Origin of the sequence: Sphingomonas aurantiaca (assembly GCF_003050705.1) — a bacterium.
GTDB lineage: Bacteria > Pseudomonadota > Alphaproteobacteria > Sphingomonadales > Sphingomonadaceae > Sphingomonas > Sphingomonas aurantiaca.
Map to the genome: position 1 here is coordinate 157,840 of NZ_QAOG01000008.1, position 17,606 is coordinate 175,445.

The window sequence follows — 17,606 nt, forward strand, 5'->3', positions numbered from 1 at the left end:
TTGGTTGAACCGGCCACTGCGCACATAGCGAAGCCCTCAAGGTCCCGCCGTTCACCAGAGTAACAGCTGCAAACGCAGCATCGTGACGCCGTCAGATCTTGATCTGATCGTCGCTCAGCAAACAGAGGATCAACCGACATGACGGATAAGAAAACCGATCATACCGACGACGCCCCACCGACGACGTGGAAGAAAGGCGATGCTTTGGCGGAGTCCGCAATCCCCGGCGAGCAAGGAAACTCTCTGGTTGCGCGCGCGGTCACGATCAATCGCCCGGTCGGTGAAGTCTTCGCCTATTTCCGCGACTTTGCGAACCTGCCGACGTTCATGGAGAATGTCGAGCGGATCGACATTCTCGACGCGAAAAGGTCGCACTGGGTCGTGAAGGCGCCCGCCGGCAAGACGGTCGAGTGGGACGCCGTGGTGACCGAGGAAGCGCAGGACAGCGTCATCGCTTGGACGTCCGAGCCCGGCGCCGATGTCGCGAACAGCGGCCGGGTCGAGTTTCGCGATGCCGGCGCGCGCGGCACCGTCGTCACCGCGACGATTGCTTATGATCCGCCCGCCGGAATCGTCGGCAAACTGATCGCCAAGCTGTTCCAGCGCGAACCCGCGATCCAGGCGCGCCGCGACCTGCGACGCTTCAAGCAACTGATGGAAACCGGCGAGATCGCGACCGCCGCGATGACCCGCAAGCAGCATGAAGAGGAGATGGCCTGATGCGCGCTCTGGCATGGCACGGCAAGCATGACGTCCGCGTCGATACCGTCGACGACCCCGAAATCATCAACCCACGCGACTGCATCATCAAGGTCACGGCGACCGCGATCTGCGGCTCCGACCTGCATCTCTACGACAATTATATCCCGACGATGCAGGCTGGCGACATCCTCGGCCACGAGTTCATGGGCGAGGTCGTCGAGGTCGGCGCGAAGTCGACGCTGAAGAAGGGTCAGAAGGTCGTCGTGCCGTTCACGATTGCGTGCGGCAGCTGCTATCACTGCGGCAAGCATCAATATTCGGCATGCGACAACGGCTTGCCCGCCGACAATCAGGACATCGCGCAGGAACTATACGGTCAGCCGATGGCGGGGCTGTTCGGCTACAGCCACATGACCGGCGGCTATGCCGGCGGTCAGGCGGAATATGTCCGCGTGCCGTTCAGCGATGTCGGGCCGATCGTGATCCCGGACGGCGTCGACGACGAGAAGGTGCTGTTCCTCTCGGACATCCTGCCGACCGGCTGGATGGCGGCCGAGAACGCGCAGATCGAGCCCGGCGACACGGTCGCGGTCTGGGGCTGTGGCCCGGTCGGGCTGTTCGCGGTCCAGTCGGCTTTCCTGATGGGCGCCGAGCGAGTCATTGCGATCGACCATTTCCCGCACCGCCTCGAACTCGCCAAGCGGTTTGGCGCGGAGACGATCAACTATGAGGAAAGCGCGGTCTACGAGGCGCTGATGGTGATGACCGGCGGGATCGGCCCCGACGCGGTGATCGACAGCGTCGGGCTGGAGGCACACGGGTTCTTCGTCGACAACGTGCTCGACCAGATCAAGGCGTCGACCTTCCTCGGTACCGATCGTGCGCATTCGATCCGCCAGGCGATCATCGCCTGCCGCAAGGGCGGGCGCGTGTCGATGCCGGCGGTCTATGGCGGGTTCATCGACAAGTTCCCGCTCGGCGCGCTCATGGAAAAGGGCCTGACGCTCAAGACCGGCCAGACGCATGTCCAGCATTACATGCCCGCGCTGCTCAACGCGATCATGGAAGGCAAGATCGACACGACCTTCCTGATCTCGCACCGCATGGACCTGGAGGACGCCCCCAAGGGCTATGACATGTTCAAGAACAACCAGAACGAAGTGACCAAAGTCGTGCTGAAACCCGGCTTCAATTGAGAGGATTTGACGACATGGCCGATAAATTCGCAATCATCACCGGTGCCTCGACGGGTATCGGCTTCGAACTCGCCACGCTGGCGGCAAAGGATGGCTACGACATCCTCGTCGTCGCCAACGAAGCGCTGATCCAGGCCGCCGCCGCCGACTTCAAGCAGTTCGGCACCGAGGTGACCGCGGTCGAGGCGGACCTCTCGACGATCGAGGGCGTCGACGCGCTGCTCGCCGCGACCAACGGCCGCAAGGTCGACGTGTTGTGCGCCAACGCCGGCCAAGGGCTCGGCCACGGCTTCCTCGACCAGGCGCTCGCCGACTGGCGCAACGTGGTGGATACCAACATCACCGGCACGCTCTACCTCGTCCAGAAGGTGATGCCCGCGATGGTCGCGCGCAACGATGGCAAGGTGCTCGTGACCGGATCGGTCGCAGGCTATATTCCGGGCGCGTTCCAGGCGGTTTACAATGGCACGAAGGCGTTCATCGACAGCTTCACCGAGGCGCTGCGCAACGAGATCAAGGAAGCAGACGGCGTCACGCTGACGACGCTGATGCCCGGCCCGGTCGACACCGAATTCTTCGACCGCGCCGACATGAACGACACCTCGGTCGGCACCGATCCGAACAAGCGCGACGCGGCCGATGTCGCCAAGGACGGTTGGGATGCGCTGATGAGCGGCAAGCCGTCGGTGTTCTCGGGGCTGATGACCAAGGTCCAGGGGGTGCTGGCCAACGTCATTCCCGGATCTGTGCTCGCCGAACAGCATCGCAAGATGGCCGAGCCAGGCAGCGCCAAGTCGTGAGCGGGTCCGACCATGTAAGCCGGCGCGGTCTCGTCGGCGGCGCGGCGGTCGGCCTCGCGGCCGCTGCCGTCCCTGCGTTCGGTCAGGGCGCAGCGGCTGTATCCGATACGCCGCTGACCGATCCGACCACGCAATATCCCAAGCCGCCATTCGCACGCCAGTCGCAGCCGTTTCCGGGGCTTGCGAGCAAGATGACCCCGCGCCCCGATCACGGCGAGACCAGCTACAAGGGCTCGGGCCGGCTCAAGGGACGCAAAGCACTGATTACCGGCGGTGATTCCGGCATGGGCCGCGCGGCGGCAATCGCGTTCGCGCGGGAAGGCGCCGATGTCGCGATCGCGTACCTCCCCGCGGAGGAACCCGACGCGCGCGAAGTCGTCGCACTGATCCGGCAGGCTGGGCGCAAGGCGGTCGCGATCCCGGGCGATCTGCGCGACCGTGCCTATTGCCTGAGGCTCGTCGATACCGCGGTGAAACAGCTCGGCGGCCTCGACATCCTCGTCAACAACGCCAGCCGGCAGCAGCAGAAGCAGTCGTTGCTCGATATCACCGACGAGGATTTCGACGCGACGATGAAGACCAACCTGTACGGCATGTTCTACGTCACCAAGGCCGCGCTGCCGCATCTGAAACCCGGCTCCGCGATCATTCAGACGACGTCGGAACAGGCTTATGATCCGTCGAAGGATCTGGTCGACTATGCGATGACCAAGGCGGCGATGATGAACTTCACCAAGTCGCTGGCCAAGCAGCTCGGGCCGAAGGGTATCCGGGTCAATGGCGTGGCCCCTGGACCGATCTGGACGCCGCTCCAGGTCTCGGGCGGCGCGACGATGGAGAAGCTGCAGCAGTTCGGCGGCAATACTCCGCTCGGCCGCCCCGGGCAGCCGGCCGAACTGGGCTCGATCTACGTCCAGCTCGCCGCGTCGGACGCGAGCTATGCCAACGGCCAGATCTACGGCGCCGCGGGCGGTAGCGGCCAGCCGTGACGTTCACGCGTGCGAGCTCCCCGGCTCGCACGCGGATCTCCAATCACGACATGATTGTGATGTTACCGATCCGCCGCCGCGACGACGGCTCGCGTGAGGTCGCCCATCAGCCGCATCCGCGCAGGGATAGGCTTGCGCGTGCTGGCGATCATCACGGCAATCGCATAGCGGTGCCCATCGGGCGCGACGAGCAATCCGACATCGTTATACCCGGTCGACAGGGTGCCGAGCTCCTGCCCCGTCCCCGTCTTGTGCGCGAGCGTCCAGCCCGGCCGAAGCCCCGATTTGAGGCGGAGCGGGCCGGTCTTGCTCGAATGCATCAACGTCAGCAGCGACGTGGTCGAGCGCGCGCTCAGCAGCTTGCCCTGCGCGAGCAACGATAGCCCGAGCGTGATGCCATTGCTCGACGCGCCATCGATCGGCGCGGCGAGATAGCGCCGCAAGGCTCTGTCTCGTGCCTCGTAGGTCATCGCGGCGCGTGCCTGCAGAAACCCCCAGCCGCCGGCCCATTCGGATCGCCATTCGAGGCCTGCGGTGCGGGCTTGCAGGTGGCGCTCGCCGGGGCCGAACGTGACGCCCGCGATGCCTTTCGCCGCAAGCATCCGGTTGATCGCAACCGGTCCGCCGACGCGCCAGAGCAGCACGTCGTTGCACGTGTTGTCGCTGCGCGTCATCGCACCGCTCAGCAACGCGCCGATGGTCGTCCTGTAGCCGTCGGGCCCGACGAGCGCCCGGATCGGCTGGTGGAAGACGGTGAGATCGGACCGCGTGACGGTCACCGGATCGGCGAGCGACATCTGGCCGCGATCGACCGCATCCATGACCGCGATCGCGACCCACAGCTTGCTGACGCTTTGCTGCGGACGCGGTGTGTCGCCTTCCCACGCGACGACCCAGCCCTCGTCGATATCGCGGACGCTGATGCCGACCGCGCCATCGAACCCCGCGCCCAGCGCCTGCACCGCGTTGAGCAGGTCGGCCGATGGCTGCGATCGCCTCGCGGGAAGCCTCGGCGGCGTGCGCGCGGGCGTGGTCGTTTGCACCGTGATCGGCAGCGCTGCGGGCGACAGTGTCTCGCGTCCGGCGGGGACGCAGGCCGCGAGACCGGACAGACCGGCAACGATGCCGATGCGACGAAACAGCGATTCAAATGGCAACGACACTTCCCTTTTTAGGTCTTGTAAGCGCCTGACCCCGGAGCGGAACCGGCGCGCAGGGACTTCGCCGTGCGACACACTCCGCTCGGCGCAGCGACGCCGGCAAGCCGCCACCAACAAGATTGGCATAGCCCGGATGCAGCGTTGGGTTTAACCGGAGCCATGCGCCCTCCTCGCTCCCCTGCCCTTGCACCGCCGCCGACCACGCGCCGTCGCACGGTGGTGCGGACGAAGGTCGCGTGACGCTGAACATCGCCGCCATCCGATCGGCGACGTCGTGGTTGCGCCGCCGCCTGCGCGCGAGCGAGGCGGTGCTGATCCTGCTGGCGGTGGCGATCGGTGGGGGTGCCGGCCTGCTGAGCGTCGCGCAGGGTGCCATTGCGCGGACGATTCAGCATCTGCTCTTCGGCCTGCCGATCGGACAGCGGCTCAGCGCGACGCCCGCGATCCCCGTGCTGGTCCTCGTCGCGCTGCCGGTCGGGGGCCTCGCACTGGTGCTATTCTCCTGGGCGACGAAGGCGCGGAACCGGCACATGGTCGATGCGGTCGAAGCCAATGCACTGCACGGCGGCCGGATGTCGTGGAGCGACAGCATCGTCATTTCAGGGCAGACGATCATCTCGAACGGCTTTGGCGCCTCGGTCGGACTCGAGGCCGCCTATGCCCAGCTCGGCGGGGTCATCGCATCAATCGCGGGCGGGTGGTTCAGGCTGCGGCGTGGGGACCTGCGGATCCTGGTCGGGGCGGGCACGGGCGCGGCGATCGCAGGCGCGTTCGGCGCGCCGCTGGCGGGGGCATTCTACGCGTTCGAGATCGTCATCGGCGCCTATACCCCTGCCGCGATCGCCCCCGTCGCCGCGGCGTCGCTGTCGGGCGTGCTCGTCGCGCAGGCGTTCGGCGCGGAGCCCTATCTGGTCGACGCCATGGTCAGCGAGCAGGTCCAGACTCATCACTACCTCATCTATGCCGGGCTCGGCGCGGTCGCAGCCGGGGTCGGGATTCTGCTGATGCGCGCGGTCGCGGACGTCGAGGCACTGACCCGCCGCCTGCCGATCCGGACGACATGGCGTCCTGTCGTCGGCGGCGCGCTGCTCGTCCCGCTCGCATGGCTGACGCCGCAGGTCTTGTCGGCCGGGCACGGCGCGCTCCACCTCGACCTCGCCTTCGCCGTACCGCTGACCTTTCTTGCGGCAATCTTCATCATCAAGTGCGCGGCCTCAGTCGTCTCGCTCGGCTTCGGCTTTCGCGGCGGGCTGTTCTTCGCCTCGCTGTTCCTCGGCAGCCTGCTCGGACAGCTCTATGCGGGCGGACTGGCGTGGATCGCAGGGCAACCGCTGGTCGATCCCCAGAACGCCGCGCTGGTCGGCATGGCGGCGCTCGCGGTCGCGGTCGTCGGCGGTCCCATGACGATGGCGATGCTGGTGCTCGAGGCGACGCATGATTTCTCGCTCGCGGGGGCGACGATCGCTGCGGCGCTGGTCTCCTCGACGATCGTTCGCGAAACGTTCGGCTATTCCTTCTCGACCTGGCGGCTCCATTTGCGTGGCGAGACGATCAAGAGCGCGCGGGACATTGGCTGGGTCCGCACGCTGACCGCGGGGCAGATGATGCGCCGGGTCGAGCGCGCGACGCCCGCAGCCATCAGCGTGACCGAGTTTCGGCGGCTGTTCCCGCTAGGGTCGACGAGCCGGATCGTGCTGGTCGACGGCGCGGAGCATTATGCCGGCATCGTGCAGACCGCGAGCGCGTTTGCCGAGGCGGTGGTCGCGAGCGAACCGATCGGGACGCTTGCGATCAACCGGCAGGAGACACTCGCCCCCGACGCCGACATCACGACCGTCATGGCCGCGTTCGACGCGGCCGGTGCCGACGAGATGGCCGTCGTGACGGGGGACGGAACCGTGCTCGGCGTGTTGTCGGAATCCTACGTCCGACGCCGCTACGCCGATGAACTGGACAAGGCCCAACGGGAATTGTTCGGCGAGGCGTGAAGTCCCTCTACAAAATGCACACCGGTCAGAACGACAGCTGCACATGCCCTATGAGCCGGTCCGCCGCATTGCGCCGATCCGCAAACCGGCTGGCTTCACCGGAGCGCGAGACATCGGTGCCGATATAGTCGACGCCGACCGTCAATCGGTCACGACGATGTTCGAGCCCTAGCCGCCAGTTGGTGTAATCGCCGCCCGGTCGGAGGCGCTCGGCATGATTGGGATTGCGGACACTGCCGGACGAATGCCCGACCTCGGCGAGGACGGTGAACGGCGTCCCCGGGATACCCGCATTGGCGTTGGCATAGGCATAGACGTTGCTGCCGCCGATCGCGCGCTGCGACGGCGCGCCGATGGCACCCAGCGTCACTTAGAGCGGGCCATAGCCGTAACTCGCCGACAGGCCGCCCTCGACATAATCCATCCGCCCGCGCGCACCGGCGAACGCATGCCCGATGGCATCCGCGCGTAGCCGGATCGCACCGAGATCCCATCCCGTGCCGATGCCGAGGTCGACGACCGCATCGGCGCCACCATGCCGCGCGCTGCCGCGCGTCGTCACCGCGCGGGCCGAGGCGTCCAGCCGCCCCAGCGACACACGAACGTCACCCGCCAAGGCGGCGCGTCCCCCACTCCAGCTGAGCCCGCGCCGTTCCTCGTCCGTCATGCCCTCGACAGTGGCCGACCGGGCGGTCTGTGCAAACGCGGGCGCCACAAGTCCGCAGGTCGCCAAACCCAGCACGCCTGCGCGCTTCAATGCCCGGATCATCCGGCGCGCTGCGGGCCGTGGATCCGGTCCAGCTCGGCACGCAGCATCGCCTCGTCCTGCCCGGCGACGACCACCAGATGATCCCGGATGGCGACTGTCTTGCCCGCGACTTCCTTGGCGATCGCGCGGTGGCTCGTCGCGCACCAGCCAGGCCGTGTGCCCGAGACCAGCGGTTCGCTGTCGATCGTACGGACCAGCGTCGTGCCCGACGAGGCGACGGCATGGCGCGCGACCGTCATCGTCGCCGCCCAGTCGCAACGCAGCGACGACGCCCTTCCCCCAGGCGCAACCGCGCCGACCTGTTTGTGCGTGATCGCGACATCGCCGCGATACTGGACCGCGACCGGACCGCTATGATGATCCACCTGGTTCTGATGATCCACTGTCAGCCCGAGTGCGGTGCCCGTGGCGGCGAGCGCCAATCCGGCGAGTAGATAATAGGCCATGTTCGCTCTCCTTCTTTTGCCGTTCCGGTCCATCGTGACCGGTAACGCTCATCTGTGTGGACGATGGTCGATGCCGACCTGTCGACCCGTCGCGTCAGCAGACCTGCTGGCGCAGGGCGCGTGCGTGCAGCTGATCCTTCACGCTCAGACGCAACCGTTTGAGCCGCAGGAGGCGCAGCGTATCGGGCATGCGCACTTTCATCTCGGCCCGGATCTGGTCGTCCAGCCGCTTGTGCAACTGTGTCAGTTTGTACGAGAAAATGGTCATAGCCGCGCTCCGATCGACGATTGGAAGATCGGATCAGCCGCGATGACAAGAGGCAATCAGGCCAGGCCTTACCACCGGGCTCACCCGATGCGGTCCGACATCACGCTCGTCCCAAGACGAACGCCAGAGGGGCCCGGCCCGCAGTATCAACCTAATGCTTCATCAGTGGAGATCAAGTCCGGCGGCGCAAATCCGTCCGATGTTGACAACACGCGGCGGTTCCCCGATTGTATTCGCATGTACGCTCCCGCGACACATAAGCGTTTTATCGACCACGCCGGCCAACTCGCCGCACGGGGTTAGCCCGAGCTCGCGGCCAATAGCCGTTTGAGTTCGGGCATTATTCGATCTGACCTTTGTGATGTGCTCTGCACACCCATGTTCTCGAGTAAGCGGAAACCCTGTCGTGGCAGACCCTATCTCCAAATTCGACGCGCATGCTTCAGCCGACACCGGACAGCAGGCCAAGCCCGCTCCGGCCATACCAGTCTCGGGATCCAGGCCGGGCCACGCGTTTCCCGGGAAATTCGATCAGCCGATCGTCCAGCACTATTCGAAGGCCGATGCCCATGACGGGCATGACGTAACGCCGAATTGGCTCAACCGGCTGATGGAGCTCAATCTTTTCTTCCTGATCCTGTTGGTTGGCGTGCCAGTACTTGTGTACTGCATCCTAGCATCGGGCATGTGACGGCGTTCTAGCCCTGCGGTTGCGAACCACGCGCCGTCTTTGACCGCGGTCAACCCGATCCTTGTCCGCGGTCAACGCCACTGCCGCCCCCTGCGCCTAGCCCGATGGCCTTGGATTGCAGGAGCCGGACCATGACATCGTCGAACACTAGCCTAGCCATCGTTGCGGCGCTTGCCGGGATGGCCATGGCCACCCCCGCGCTGGCGCGAGCCGACGCGGCCCCGCGCCAGGGCATCGCCGCCGGCGACGTGCTGCTGCGCGTCCGGACCATCCTGGTCGCGCCGAACGAGAAATCCGGCAGCGTCCTGCCCGCGTTTCCCGGCGAGCGTGTCCGCGTGAACAACAGCGTCATGCCCGAGGTCGACGTCACCTATATGGCGACCAATAACATCGGCTTCGAGCTGATCGCCGCGACCACCAAGCATCACGCCGACGGCCGCACCGGCACGACCGGATCGATCGGCAAGCTCGCCTCGACCTGGGTCCTGCCGCCGACGCTGACCGCGCAATATCATCTGAACCCGACGGGCAAGGTCCGCCCCTATATCGGCGCGGGCGTAAACTACACGATCTTCTGGAACGAGAGGGCGTCCGACGGGCTCGTCAAGGCCGTCGGCGCGACCGACGTCCACATGAAGGACAGCCTTGGCTGGGCGGCGCAGGCCTCCGTCGACATCGACATCACGCCAAAGGTCTTCCTCAACCTCGACGTCAAATATATCGACATCGACACGACCGCGCGCCTGCGGACGACCGCGGCGGGCACGCAGCACGTCGCGATCAGCCTCGATCCGCTGGTGCTGGGCGTTGGGCTCGGCATCCGGCTGTAACCGCGGCGAGGGGGAGCGGCCCTCCTCCCGCCGGACAACCCGGCGGTGGAGAATCCCGCCTCTGGCCGCCCGTCCGACCGCCGGCAAACTCCGGCGGTCATCACCGTCGGCGAGAGCGACGCGGTTGCGGCTCGGTAGCCGTGGGTAGCGTGACGACCAAACCCGGTGCCGCCACGATCGGGCAGTGCCGGTCGCACAGCGCCACCATCGCCGGACGATGGCTGACCATGACCAGCCCCTGCATCGTCCTTTCGAGGCGCGCGGCCAGACCGTCGGCAACCCGTCGCTCGGTGGCGGCATCGAGCCCCTCGGTCGGTTCGTCGAGCAATAGCCATGGGGCCGGGACGAGATAGGCACGCGCCAGCGCCAGCCGCCGACGTTCGCCGCCCGACAGCCGCACGCCATGCTCGCCGACCCAGCTGTCGAGGCCGTGCGGCATCGTCGCGACCACGTCGGCAAGCGCGACATCGGCAAGCGCCGCCCACATCGCGGCCTCGTCGGCGAGCGGATCGCCGAGCGCGAGCGTATCGCGCACGGTGCCGGCCAGCAGCGCAGCATCCTGTGGCGCCCAGCCGAACGTCGCGCGCCGGATAGCGAGCGGGATGGCGGCAATGTCGGTCCCGTCGATGAACGCCGTCCCCGCCGTCACCGCGCGCAAACCGAGCAGGCTTTCGACGAGCGTCGTCTTGCCCGTCCCCGATGCGCCGATCAGCGCGACACGTGCGCCTGCGGGCAAATGCGTGCCGAGCAGAGCGAGCGACGGCGCGGCACGGCAATTGGCCACTTGCGCCTCCGCCACCGCGTCAGGCAGCAGCTCGTTGAGCCGCGCGGTCGCCTCGCGCACCGCGCTGCGCTGAGCGAGGCTGCGCAGGACCGGTCCTGCGCCGTCGACCGTCATCACCGCCGCCAATGCGCACAAGGCGGCGATCGGCGCGCCCGACGGGCCTGCAAGCAGCGACGCCGACACGCCCGCCATGCCGAGGGCCACCGCCTGGATGAAGTCGAACCAGCCCGAGACGCCCGCCTGCGCGCGCTGGGCCTCGGCGAGACGCAGGCTGCAGGCATCGACCGCCGCCAACGCCGCCGCCTCGGCGCCATAGCAGCGCAGTTCCGCGGCCGCATCGGCCACGCCGGCGAACGCGTCCTTGAGCGCGCCGCTCGCGCGCTGCACCTCGCGTCCCGGCGCTTCGAGACGTCGGGCAAGGACGGTCGCGAGGGCCAGCACTCCGGCGAGGCACACGCCAAGCGCCAGCGCGGGACGCCAGCCCCCGAGCGCGCACAAGAGCAGACCACTCGACAGTGCCGTGATCATCCCCGGCACGGCGGACAGCCGGACGAACTGCGCCTCGACGACCGACACGTCCTGAACGATGCGTGCGGTCGCCTCGCCCTGCGTCAGCGCCAGAGCATGGTCCGCCGGGCCCGCTGCGAAACCGAGGAACAAAGCGGGGCGGATGCGGGCGAGCGCGCCGAACGCCGCGTCGTGGCTGGCGAGCCGCTCGCCATAGCGCCCGGCGGTCCGCAGGATCGCGAGCAGGCGGATCCCCGCGCTAGGCAGCACGTAGTTGAACCCCTGCGCGGCGATCGTGCCCGCGAGCCCCGCAACCGCGGCGGCGGTGATGAACCATCCCGACAGCCCGAGCAGCACGACCGAGGCCAGCGCGACGACCGCCGCATAGCCGCTCGCGCGCCACAGACGACGCCGCTGCCGCCGCCGCTCGCCGGCGATCAGCGTATCGAATGCCGTCATGCGATTTCTCCCAGATCGACGACGACATCGGCGATCGCGGCGAGCCTTGCGCTATGTGTCGCGAAGATCGTGGTACGCCCGGCGCAGACGTGCGCGATCACCTCGATCAGGCGCGCCTCGGCGTCCGCATCGAGATGCGCGGTCGGCTCGTCGAGCAGCATGACGGGCGCGGGCTTCAACAGCGCGCGCGCAAGCGCGATCCGGCGCCGCTCGCCGCCCGATATCCCACCACCCCGCGCATCGATCGCCGCGCCCAACCCGCCCCGCGCCAGCAGCATGGGCGACAGCCCGGCGACCCGCGCGACCTCGGCGATCCGCTCGGCCGACGCCGTCGGATCGGCGAGCGCGATGTTCGAGCCGATCGTCCCTGTCAGGATCAGCGGCGACTGGCCCGCCCACGCGGCGATTGGCGCGATGCTGCCGATCTCGGCAAGGTCGTGGTCGCCGATCGAAACACGCCCCCCGGACAAGGGGGCGAGGCCCAGCAGCAGATGCAGCAGGCTGCTCTTGCCGCTTCCCGAGGGGCCGACCAGCGCGACGATCGTCCCAGCGCGGACCTCGAACGAGACGTCCGACACGGCGGCACTGTGCTGCCCGTCATAGCGGACCGACACGGAGTCGAAGCGGATCGACGGCAGCGTCCTCGGCCATGTCGGCACGACCGTCGCGGGCGCCACGCTTGCCTGCTCGATCGCGGCCAACCGCTCGGCCGCGGTCTCCGCCGCCTGCCGATCGTGATAGGCCGCCGCGAGACGGCGCATCGGCGCGTAGAATTCGGGCGCAAGTGCGAGCACGAAGAACGCGCGGCCGAGCGTCAGCGTCTCCGGCACCGGAAACGGCAGCAAACCCAGCAGGTTGAACCCGGCATAGACCGCGACCAGCGCGACCGACAGCGCCGCGAAGAACTCGAGCGCCCCCGACGACAGGAAGGCGACACGCAACACGCCGAGCGTCCGCCGCGCGAGGTCCTCCGACGCCTCGCCCAGCGCACGCGCCTCGCGTGCTTCCGCGCGAAACGCGAGCACGATCGGCAGCGCCCCGATCCGGTCCGCAAACACCCCCGACAGGCGGGCGAGTGCGACGAACTGGCGGCGAGACTCGTCCGCGGCGGCGCCGCCCGCGAGGATCATGGCCACGACGAACGGGAAGAACGTCGTCACCAAGACCGCCGCCGCGATAGGGCTGGCGACTGCGGTCGCGGCGAGCACGATCAGCGGCGCGATCGACGCCGCGATCCGCGCGGGCAGGAAGCGCGCGACATAGCCGTCGATCGCATCGACCTCGTCGACCGCGGCGCTCATCAGTGTGCCCGTCGTGGCGTCCGATCCGGGCAATCGGTGGAGCGCCGCGGTGACGATCCGCCGCCGCAACCGGGTCTTCGCCCGATACGCACCACGCGCGCCGACACGTGCCGCCAGCATCGCGCAAGCCCCGCGCCCGATCCCCGACGCGCCCGCCAGGACCGCCCAGGGCAGCATCGCCAAAACGCCGGACGACACCGCGACGACGCCGCCGGCCAGCCCTGCCGCGAACCCGATCGCCGCCACCGTGTCGAGCAGGAGCAGGCTCGTCGACGTCCGGACGCCCCCGCCATCGGCGACCACCTCCTTGAGATAGGTTCTGGAGACGCGCGCGCGGTCTTTGGTGATACTGGTCATGCCCTCCGCCATCGACGGGGCGCCCGTGCGCGTCTTTGACCGCGGTCAATGTTCGGACCGCGGCCAGCGCCTAGATCGCGCTCCGGACATGACCTCCTTGGCCATGTGGGGAGCATCACTATGGACCTCGGGGTCATCGATCTGTCGCGGCTGCAATTCGCGCTGACCGCGTTGTACCATTTCCTGTTCGTGCCGCTGACGCTCGGGCTGTCGATGATGCTGGTCATCATGGAGGCCGTGTACGTCATGACGAACCGGCCGATCTGGCGGGTCATCACGCGGTTCTGGGGGTGCATCTTCGCGATCAACTTCGTGCTGGGTGTCGCCACCGGGCTGACGATGGAATTCCAGTTCGGCACCAACTGGTCGTATTTCTCGCATTATGTCGGCGACATCTTCGGCGCGCCGCTCGCGATCGAGGGGCTGATGGCGTTCTTCCTCGAAGCGACGTTCGTCGGGCTGATGTTCTTCGGCTGGAATCGCCTGTCGAAGCTCGGCCACTTGATCGTCACGTTCATGGTCGCGCTCGGCACCAATTTGTCGGCACTGTGGATCCTGGTCGCGAACGGCTGGATGCAGAACCCGACCGGCGCGGTGTTCAACACCGACACGATGCGGATGGAGGTCAGCGATTTCGGCGCGGTGCTGTTCAACCCGATCGCGCAGGCCAAGTTCGTCCACACCGTCAGCGCGGGCTATGTCTGCGCCGCCGTCGTGGTACTCGGCATCTCCGCCTTCTGGCTGCTCAAGGGACGCTACGTCGCGGTCGCGCGCCGTTCGATGACCGTCGCTGCGGCGTTCGGCCTTGCCGGATCGCTGTCGGTCGTCGTGCTCGGCGACGAGAGCGGCTATGCGCTGACCGACAACCAGAAGATGAAGCTCGCCGCGATCGAGGCTGCCTGGCACACCGCCCCCGCTCCCGCCGGGCTGACATTGTTCGGGATACCCGACGTCGCCGCGCGCGAGACGCGCTATGAGGTGCAGATCCCCTGGGTCCTCGGCCTGATCGCCACGCGCAGCCTCGACAAGGAAGTGACGGGGATGTCCGAACTGGTGCTCAAGGCGCAGGAACGGATCACCTCGGGCGTCATCGCCTATGACGCGGTCGAGCATCTAAAGATCGATCGCACCGACCTCGTCCAGCGCGCGCGGTTCGAGGCGCACAAGCGCGACCTCGGCTATGCGCTGCTGCTGAAACGCCACGTCGCCGACCCGCGAACGGCGAGCCCGCAGCTGATCGCCGCGACCGCGTGGGACGTGGTGCCCAATGTCCCGCTGATGTTCTGGAGCTTCCGGATCATGGCGTTCATCGGCTTCTTCATGATCGCGCTGTTCGGCACCGCATTCCTCCTGACCTCGCTGCGGCTGCACACGCAGACGCGCTGGTTCCTGAAGCTGGCGGTCGTCGCGATCCCGTTGCCCTGGATCGCGATCGAGCTTGGCTGGATGCTTGCCGAGATCGGCCGTCAGCCCTGGGCGATCGAGGGCGTGCTGCCGACCTTCCTGGCCGCATCGTCGCTGACCCGCGGGGTGTTGTGGGCGACGATCGTCGGCTTCACCGCGCTCTACGGCACGCTCGCGATGATCGAGGTGCGGCTGATCCTCGCGACGATCCGCAAGGGACCGTTCGAGCATGACGAGGATCCGCAGCATGCGCCCGAACATGCGGCCGCCCCCGCCCTCACCGCCTGACTGGAGACATGACGATGTTCGATTATGAAACGCTGCGTCTGATCTGGTGGGGGTTGCTCGGCGTGCTGCTGATCGGGTTCGCGCTGACCGACGGCTTCGATCTCGGGGTGGCCGCGCTGCTCCCGTTCGTCGGGCGCAGCGATGCCGAGCGGCGGATGGTGATCAACGCGATCGGCCCGACCTGGGAGGGCAACCAGGTGTGGTTCATCCTCGCGGGCGGTGCGATTTTTGCGGCATGGCCGTTCGTTTACGCGATCAGCTTCTCGGGTTTCTACCTGGCGATGTTCCTCGTGCTGGCGGCGCTGATCCTGCGTCCGGTCGGGTTCAAATACCGGTCCAAGCGGCCCGATGCCGCGTGGCGGTCGCGATGGGACTGGGCCTTGTTCGTCGGCGGGTTCGTGCCTGCGCTCGTGTTCGGCGTGGCGGTCGGCAACGTCCTGTCGGGTGCGCCCTTCCGCCTCGACAACGACCTGCGCACGTTCTTCGACGGCAGCTTCCTCGGACTGTTCACGCCGTTTACGCTGTTGTGCGGGCTGCTGTCGGTGGCGATGCTCGTCCTGCACGGCAGCGCATGGCTGGCGATCAAGGTCGAGCACGGCGCGGTGCATGATCGCGCGCGTACGTTCGGGACGGTCGCCGGACTCGCCTCGCTCGTGCTGTTCGCGATAGGCTGGGCGTTCGTCGCCTATGGCGATATCGGCTACCATATCGTCGGCGCGATCGATCCCGCAGGCCCGTCCAATCCGTTGCGCACCACCAGCGAAGCGGCACGCGGCGGCTGGCTCGTCAATTACGGCCTCTACCCCTGGATGATGATCGCCCCCCTGCTCGGGTTCGGCGGCGCAGCGCTCTCCGTGTTCGGCATCCGCCGCGGGTCGGAAACCGCCGCGTTCGCCGGCTCGTCCGCCTCGGCGATCGGCATCATCGCGACCGTCGGGCTGTCGATGTTCCCGTTCATCCTGCCGTCGAGCATCGACTCGCACTCGAGCCTCACCGTCTGGAACGCATCGTCGAGCGCCAGGACGCTCGGCATCATGCTGGTCGTCACCGTCGTGTTCCTGCCGATCGTGCTCGCCTACACCGCCTGGGCGTACAAGGTGATGTTCGGTCGCGTGACGGCGCACGAGGTCGCGACCAACCCCGATTTCTACTGACCCCGAACATCAAGGACATCTGATCATGTGGTATTTCACCTGGATCCTCGGCCTCGGCCTCGCGCTTGGCTTCGGCATTCTCAATGGCATCTGGCATGAATTCCACCTGCCGATCGAAGACGATGCGGATGCAACCGCCAACTCGTAACGGCAGCGAAAGAATTCAGGCGGGTTTTGGGGTCGCGTACACTATAGCCGGCGGATGGCTCACATCGATATCTGTACGGATTGCGCGATCCGCGACCAGGCCCTGTGCAGCAGTCTCAGCGACAGCGAGCTGACGACGCTGAATACACTCGGCCGCCGTCGCACGATCACGCGCGGCCAGACGCTGATCTGGGCGGGCGATGAGAGTATCATCTGCGCCAATTTGTTGTCGGGCGTCCTCAAGCTGGTGGCGGCGACGCCCGATGGTCGGGAACAGATCGTCGGGCTGCTATATCCGGCGGATTTCGTCGGCCAACCCTATGCCGGCCAGGCCGACTTCACGATTACCGCGCTGACCGATGCGGAGCTGTGCATCTTCCCGCGCGACGCGTTCGAACGCGTGCTGGAGGATCACGCGCGGATGGAGCGGCTGTTGCTGCAACGGACGCTGGCGGCGCTCGGTGTCGCGCGAACGCGGATCGCGTCGCTCGCGCGCCAATCCGCGCAGGAGAAGATTGCGGGCTTCCTCCTCGACATGGCGTCGCGCGCCACCGCGAGCGGGTGCCGCGCGACGCCGGACGCACCGATGACGTTCGACCTGCCGCTCACGCGCGGACAGATCGCCGACGTGCTCGGGCTGACGATCGAGACGGTAAGCCGCCAGATGACCCGGCTGAAGATCGCCGGCATCATCGCCCTGCCGGGCGGCCGCGCGGTCACGATTTCCGATGAACGCGCGCTACAGGATAGCGCCGAAGCCGCCTAACTCGCCTGCCGCGCGCACAGCCCGTCGATGAGCATCGCGCGTGCGCTGCGGCTGAGCCGTCCGGTGCCAAGCGTCAGGATCGCCAGCTCGGTAAAGTCCATCGTCAGCCGGCAGCTGTCGAAAACGCCGCGCAACATATAGCCGAACGCTTCCGCACAGGGCTGCCATCGCTCGGACGTCGATAGTTCGGACAGCGCCGCGAGGACGTCGTCCGCATGGATCGCATCGCTCAGGCGCCGCGCCTGCACTCGCCCAAGCAGCGCCGCGGTCAGCGGATCGCCTAGGTCGCACGCGAACAGCGTGTCAATTACCGTAGCCTCTTCCCGGTCATGACTGGCGACCACACCGCGCAGGCTCAGCCGCAACGCCGCTGCGTCCGAGGGTCGATCGGGGAGTGCGTCGGCACAGGCTTCGAGGCTGTCGCACACGTCACGAAGGCGGGCATGATAGGCGAAGATGGCGGCGAGATCGGTGTCCTGGATGACAGGCCGCCGCCGCACGAACGGTACGACTAATCCGCCGAATTCGTCATGATCGATCATCGCGGCTCTCCATGCCGCCACTGTGCACGGCACCCGGTCCCCGACATTGACGGCGATC

Annotated in this window: 19 protein-coding genes; 11 read left to right on the top strand and 8 right to left on the bottom strand. The window is 67.2% G+C overall.

The window, feature by feature from the left end; all coding sequences use genetic code 11:
• The first annotated feature begins 138 nt into the window (after positions 1-138).
• Genes C8J26_RS18795 through C8J26_RS18810 form a run of 4 tightly spaced genes read left to right on the top strand, consistent with a single transcriptional unit; the run spans position 139 to position 3,687 of the window.
• Complete coding sequence (locus tag C8J26_RS18795; RefSeq protein ID WP_107959774.1) at positions 139-720, top strand: SRPBCC family protein; 582 nt, start codon at positions 139-141, stop codon at positions 718-720.
• Complete coding sequence (locus C8J26_RS18800; protein WP_107959776.1) at positions 720-1,898, top strand: zinc-dependent alcohol dehydrogenase; 1,179 nt, start codon at positions 720-722, stop codon at positions 1,896-1,898. Before C8J26_RS18795 ends, C8J26_RS18800 begins: the two co-directional genes overlap by 1 nt.
• Before the next feature lie 14 nt (positions 1,899-1,912).
• The gene (locus tag C8J26_RS18805; protein WP_107959779.1) at positions 1,913-2,698 is read left to right on the top strand and encodes an SDR family NAD(P)-dependent oxidoreductase; all 786 of its coding nucleotides are present in this window, start codon (positions 1,913-1,915) and stop codon (positions 2,696-2,698) included.
• Entirely contained in the window at positions 2,695-3,687 is a 993-nt protein-coding gene (locus C8J26_RS18810; RefSeq protein ID WP_107959780.1) for an SDR family oxidoreductase, read from the top strand. The genes C8J26_RS18805 and C8J26_RS18810 overlap by 4 nt, the downstream gene beginning before the upstream one ends.
• Before the next feature lie 62 nt (positions 3,688-3,749).
• Here C8J26_RS18810 and C8J26_RS18815 read toward each other — a convergent pair whose 3' ends face one another.
• On the bottom strand, positions 3,750-4,844 hold the full coding sequence (locus tag C8J26_RS18815; protein ID WP_244185404.1) for a serine hydrolase: 1,095 nt from the start codon (positions 4,842-4,844) through the stop codon (positions 3,750-3,752).
• Between the two features lie 245 nt (positions 4,845-5,089).
• Between C8J26_RS18815 and C8J26_RS18820 the strand changes: the two genes are divergently transcribed.
• Complete coding sequence (locus C8J26_RS18820; protein WP_425275421.1) at positions 5,090-6,835, top strand: chloride channel protein; 1,746 nt, start codon at positions 5,090-5,092, stop codon at positions 6,833-6,835.
• A gap of 25 nt (positions 6,836-6,860) precedes the next feature.
• On the opposite strand, the gene C8J26_RS20990 is transcribed toward C8J26_RS18820, so the two are convergent.
• From C8J26_RS20990 to C8J26_RS18835, 4 genes are all read right to left on the bottom strand, one after another.
• Positions 6,861-7,205, bottom strand: coding sequence for a TorF family putative porin (locus C8J26_RS20990; RefSeq protein WP_244185406.1), 345 nt, complete (start codon positions 7,203-7,205; stop codon positions 6,861-6,863).
• A complete protein-coding gene (locus C8J26_RS20995; protein WP_244185407.1) occupies positions 7,206-7,604 on the bottom strand; it encodes a hypothetical protein in 399 nt (132 codons plus the stop codon).
• Positions 7,601-8,050 carry a hypothetical protein gene (locus C8J26_RS18830; protein ID WP_056414297.1) on the bottom strand — a complete coding sequence of 150 codons (450 nt, stop codon included), beginning with the start codon at positions 8,048-8,050 and terminating at the stop codon, positions 7,601-7,603. The genes C8J26_RS20995 and C8J26_RS18830 overlap by 4 nt, the downstream gene beginning before the upstream one ends.
• A gap of 94 nt (positions 8,051-8,144) precedes the next feature.
• Positions 8,145-8,318: a DUF465 domain-containing protein gene (locus C8J26_RS18835; protein ID WP_082445169.1), complete on the bottom strand. Its 174-nt coding sequence runs from the start codon at positions 8,316-8,318 to the stop codon at positions 8,145-8,147.
• Between the two features lie 406 nt (positions 8,319-8,724).
• Here C8J26_RS18835 and C8J26_RS18840 point away from each other — a divergent pair, with 406 nt between their 5' ends.
• Positions 8,725-9,009, top strand: coding sequence for a hypothetical protein (locus tag C8J26_RS18840; RefSeq protein WP_107959782.1), 285 nt, complete (start codon positions 8,725-8,727; stop codon positions 9,007-9,009).
• Between the two features lie 131 nt (positions 9,010-9,140).
• Positions 9,141-9,839 (top strand): OmpW/AlkL family protein, encoded by a 699-nt coding sequence (locus C8J26_RS18845; RefSeq protein WP_279628958.1) that lies wholly within the window; start codon positions 9,141-9,143, stop codon positions 9,837-9,839.
• Between the two features lie 100 nt (positions 9,840-9,939).
• Here C8J26_RS18845 and C8J26_RS18850 read toward each other — a convergent pair whose 3' ends face one another.
• Both C8J26_RS18850 and cydD read right to left on the bottom strand, forming a co-directional pair.
• Positions 9,940-11,589: an amino acid ABC transporter ATP-binding/permease protein gene (locus C8J26_RS18850; protein ID WP_107959786.1), complete on the bottom strand. Its 1,650-nt coding sequence runs from the start codon at positions 11,587-11,589 to the stop codon at positions 9,940-9,942.
• Entirely contained in the window at positions 11,586-13,247 is a 1,662-nt protein-coding gene (gene cydD, locus C8J26_RS18855) for a thiol reductant ABC exporter subunit CydD (RefSeq protein ID WP_107959893.1), read from the bottom strand. The genes C8J26_RS18850 and cydD overlap by 4 nt, the downstream gene beginning before the upstream one ends.
• A gap of 120 nt (positions 13,248-13,367) precedes the next feature.
• On the opposite strand from cydD, the gene C8J26_RS18860 reads away from it, so the two are divergent.
• The 4 genes from C8J26_RS18860 to C8J26_RS18875 are packed head-to-tail and all read left to right on the top strand — an operon-like array spanning position 13,368 to position 17,006.
• Positions 13,368-14,939 (top strand): cytochrome ubiquinol oxidase subunit I, encoded by a 1,572-nt coding sequence (locus C8J26_RS18860; RefSeq protein WP_107959788.1) that lies wholly within the window; start codon positions 13,368-13,370, stop codon positions 14,937-14,939.
• A gap of 14 nt (positions 14,940-14,953) precedes the next feature.
• The gene (gene cydB, locus C8J26_RS18865) at positions 14,954-16,093 is read left to right on the top strand and encodes a cytochrome d ubiquinol oxidase subunit II (RefSeq protein WP_107959895.1); all 1,140 of its coding nucleotides are present in this window, start codon (positions 14,954-14,956) and stop codon (positions 16,091-16,093) included.
• Positions 16,094-16,118: 25 nt separating this feature from the next.
• Complete coding sequence (cydX, locus tag C8J26_RS18870; protein ID WP_107959790.1) at positions 16,119-16,241, top strand: cytochrome bd-I oxidase subunit CydX; 123 nt, start codon at positions 16,119-16,121, stop codon at positions 16,239-16,241.
• A gap of 54 nt (positions 16,242-16,295) precedes the next feature.
• Positions 16,296-17,006, top strand: a complete 711-nt coding sequence (locus C8J26_RS18875; protein ID WP_107959792.1) for a Crp/Fnr family transcriptional regulator — start codon at positions 16,296-16,298, stop codon at positions 17,004-17,006.
• Here the strand turns inward: C8J26_RS18875 and C8J26_RS18880 are convergent.
• Positions 17,003-17,548 (bottom strand): hypothetical protein, encoded by a 546-nt coding sequence (locus C8J26_RS18880; protein ID WP_107959794.1) that lies wholly within the window; start codon positions 17,546-17,548, stop codon positions 17,003-17,005. The two genes, C8J26_RS18875 and C8J26_RS18880, sit on opposite strands and share 4 nt — an antisense overlap.
• Positions 17,549-17,606 lie beyond the last annotated feature (58 nt).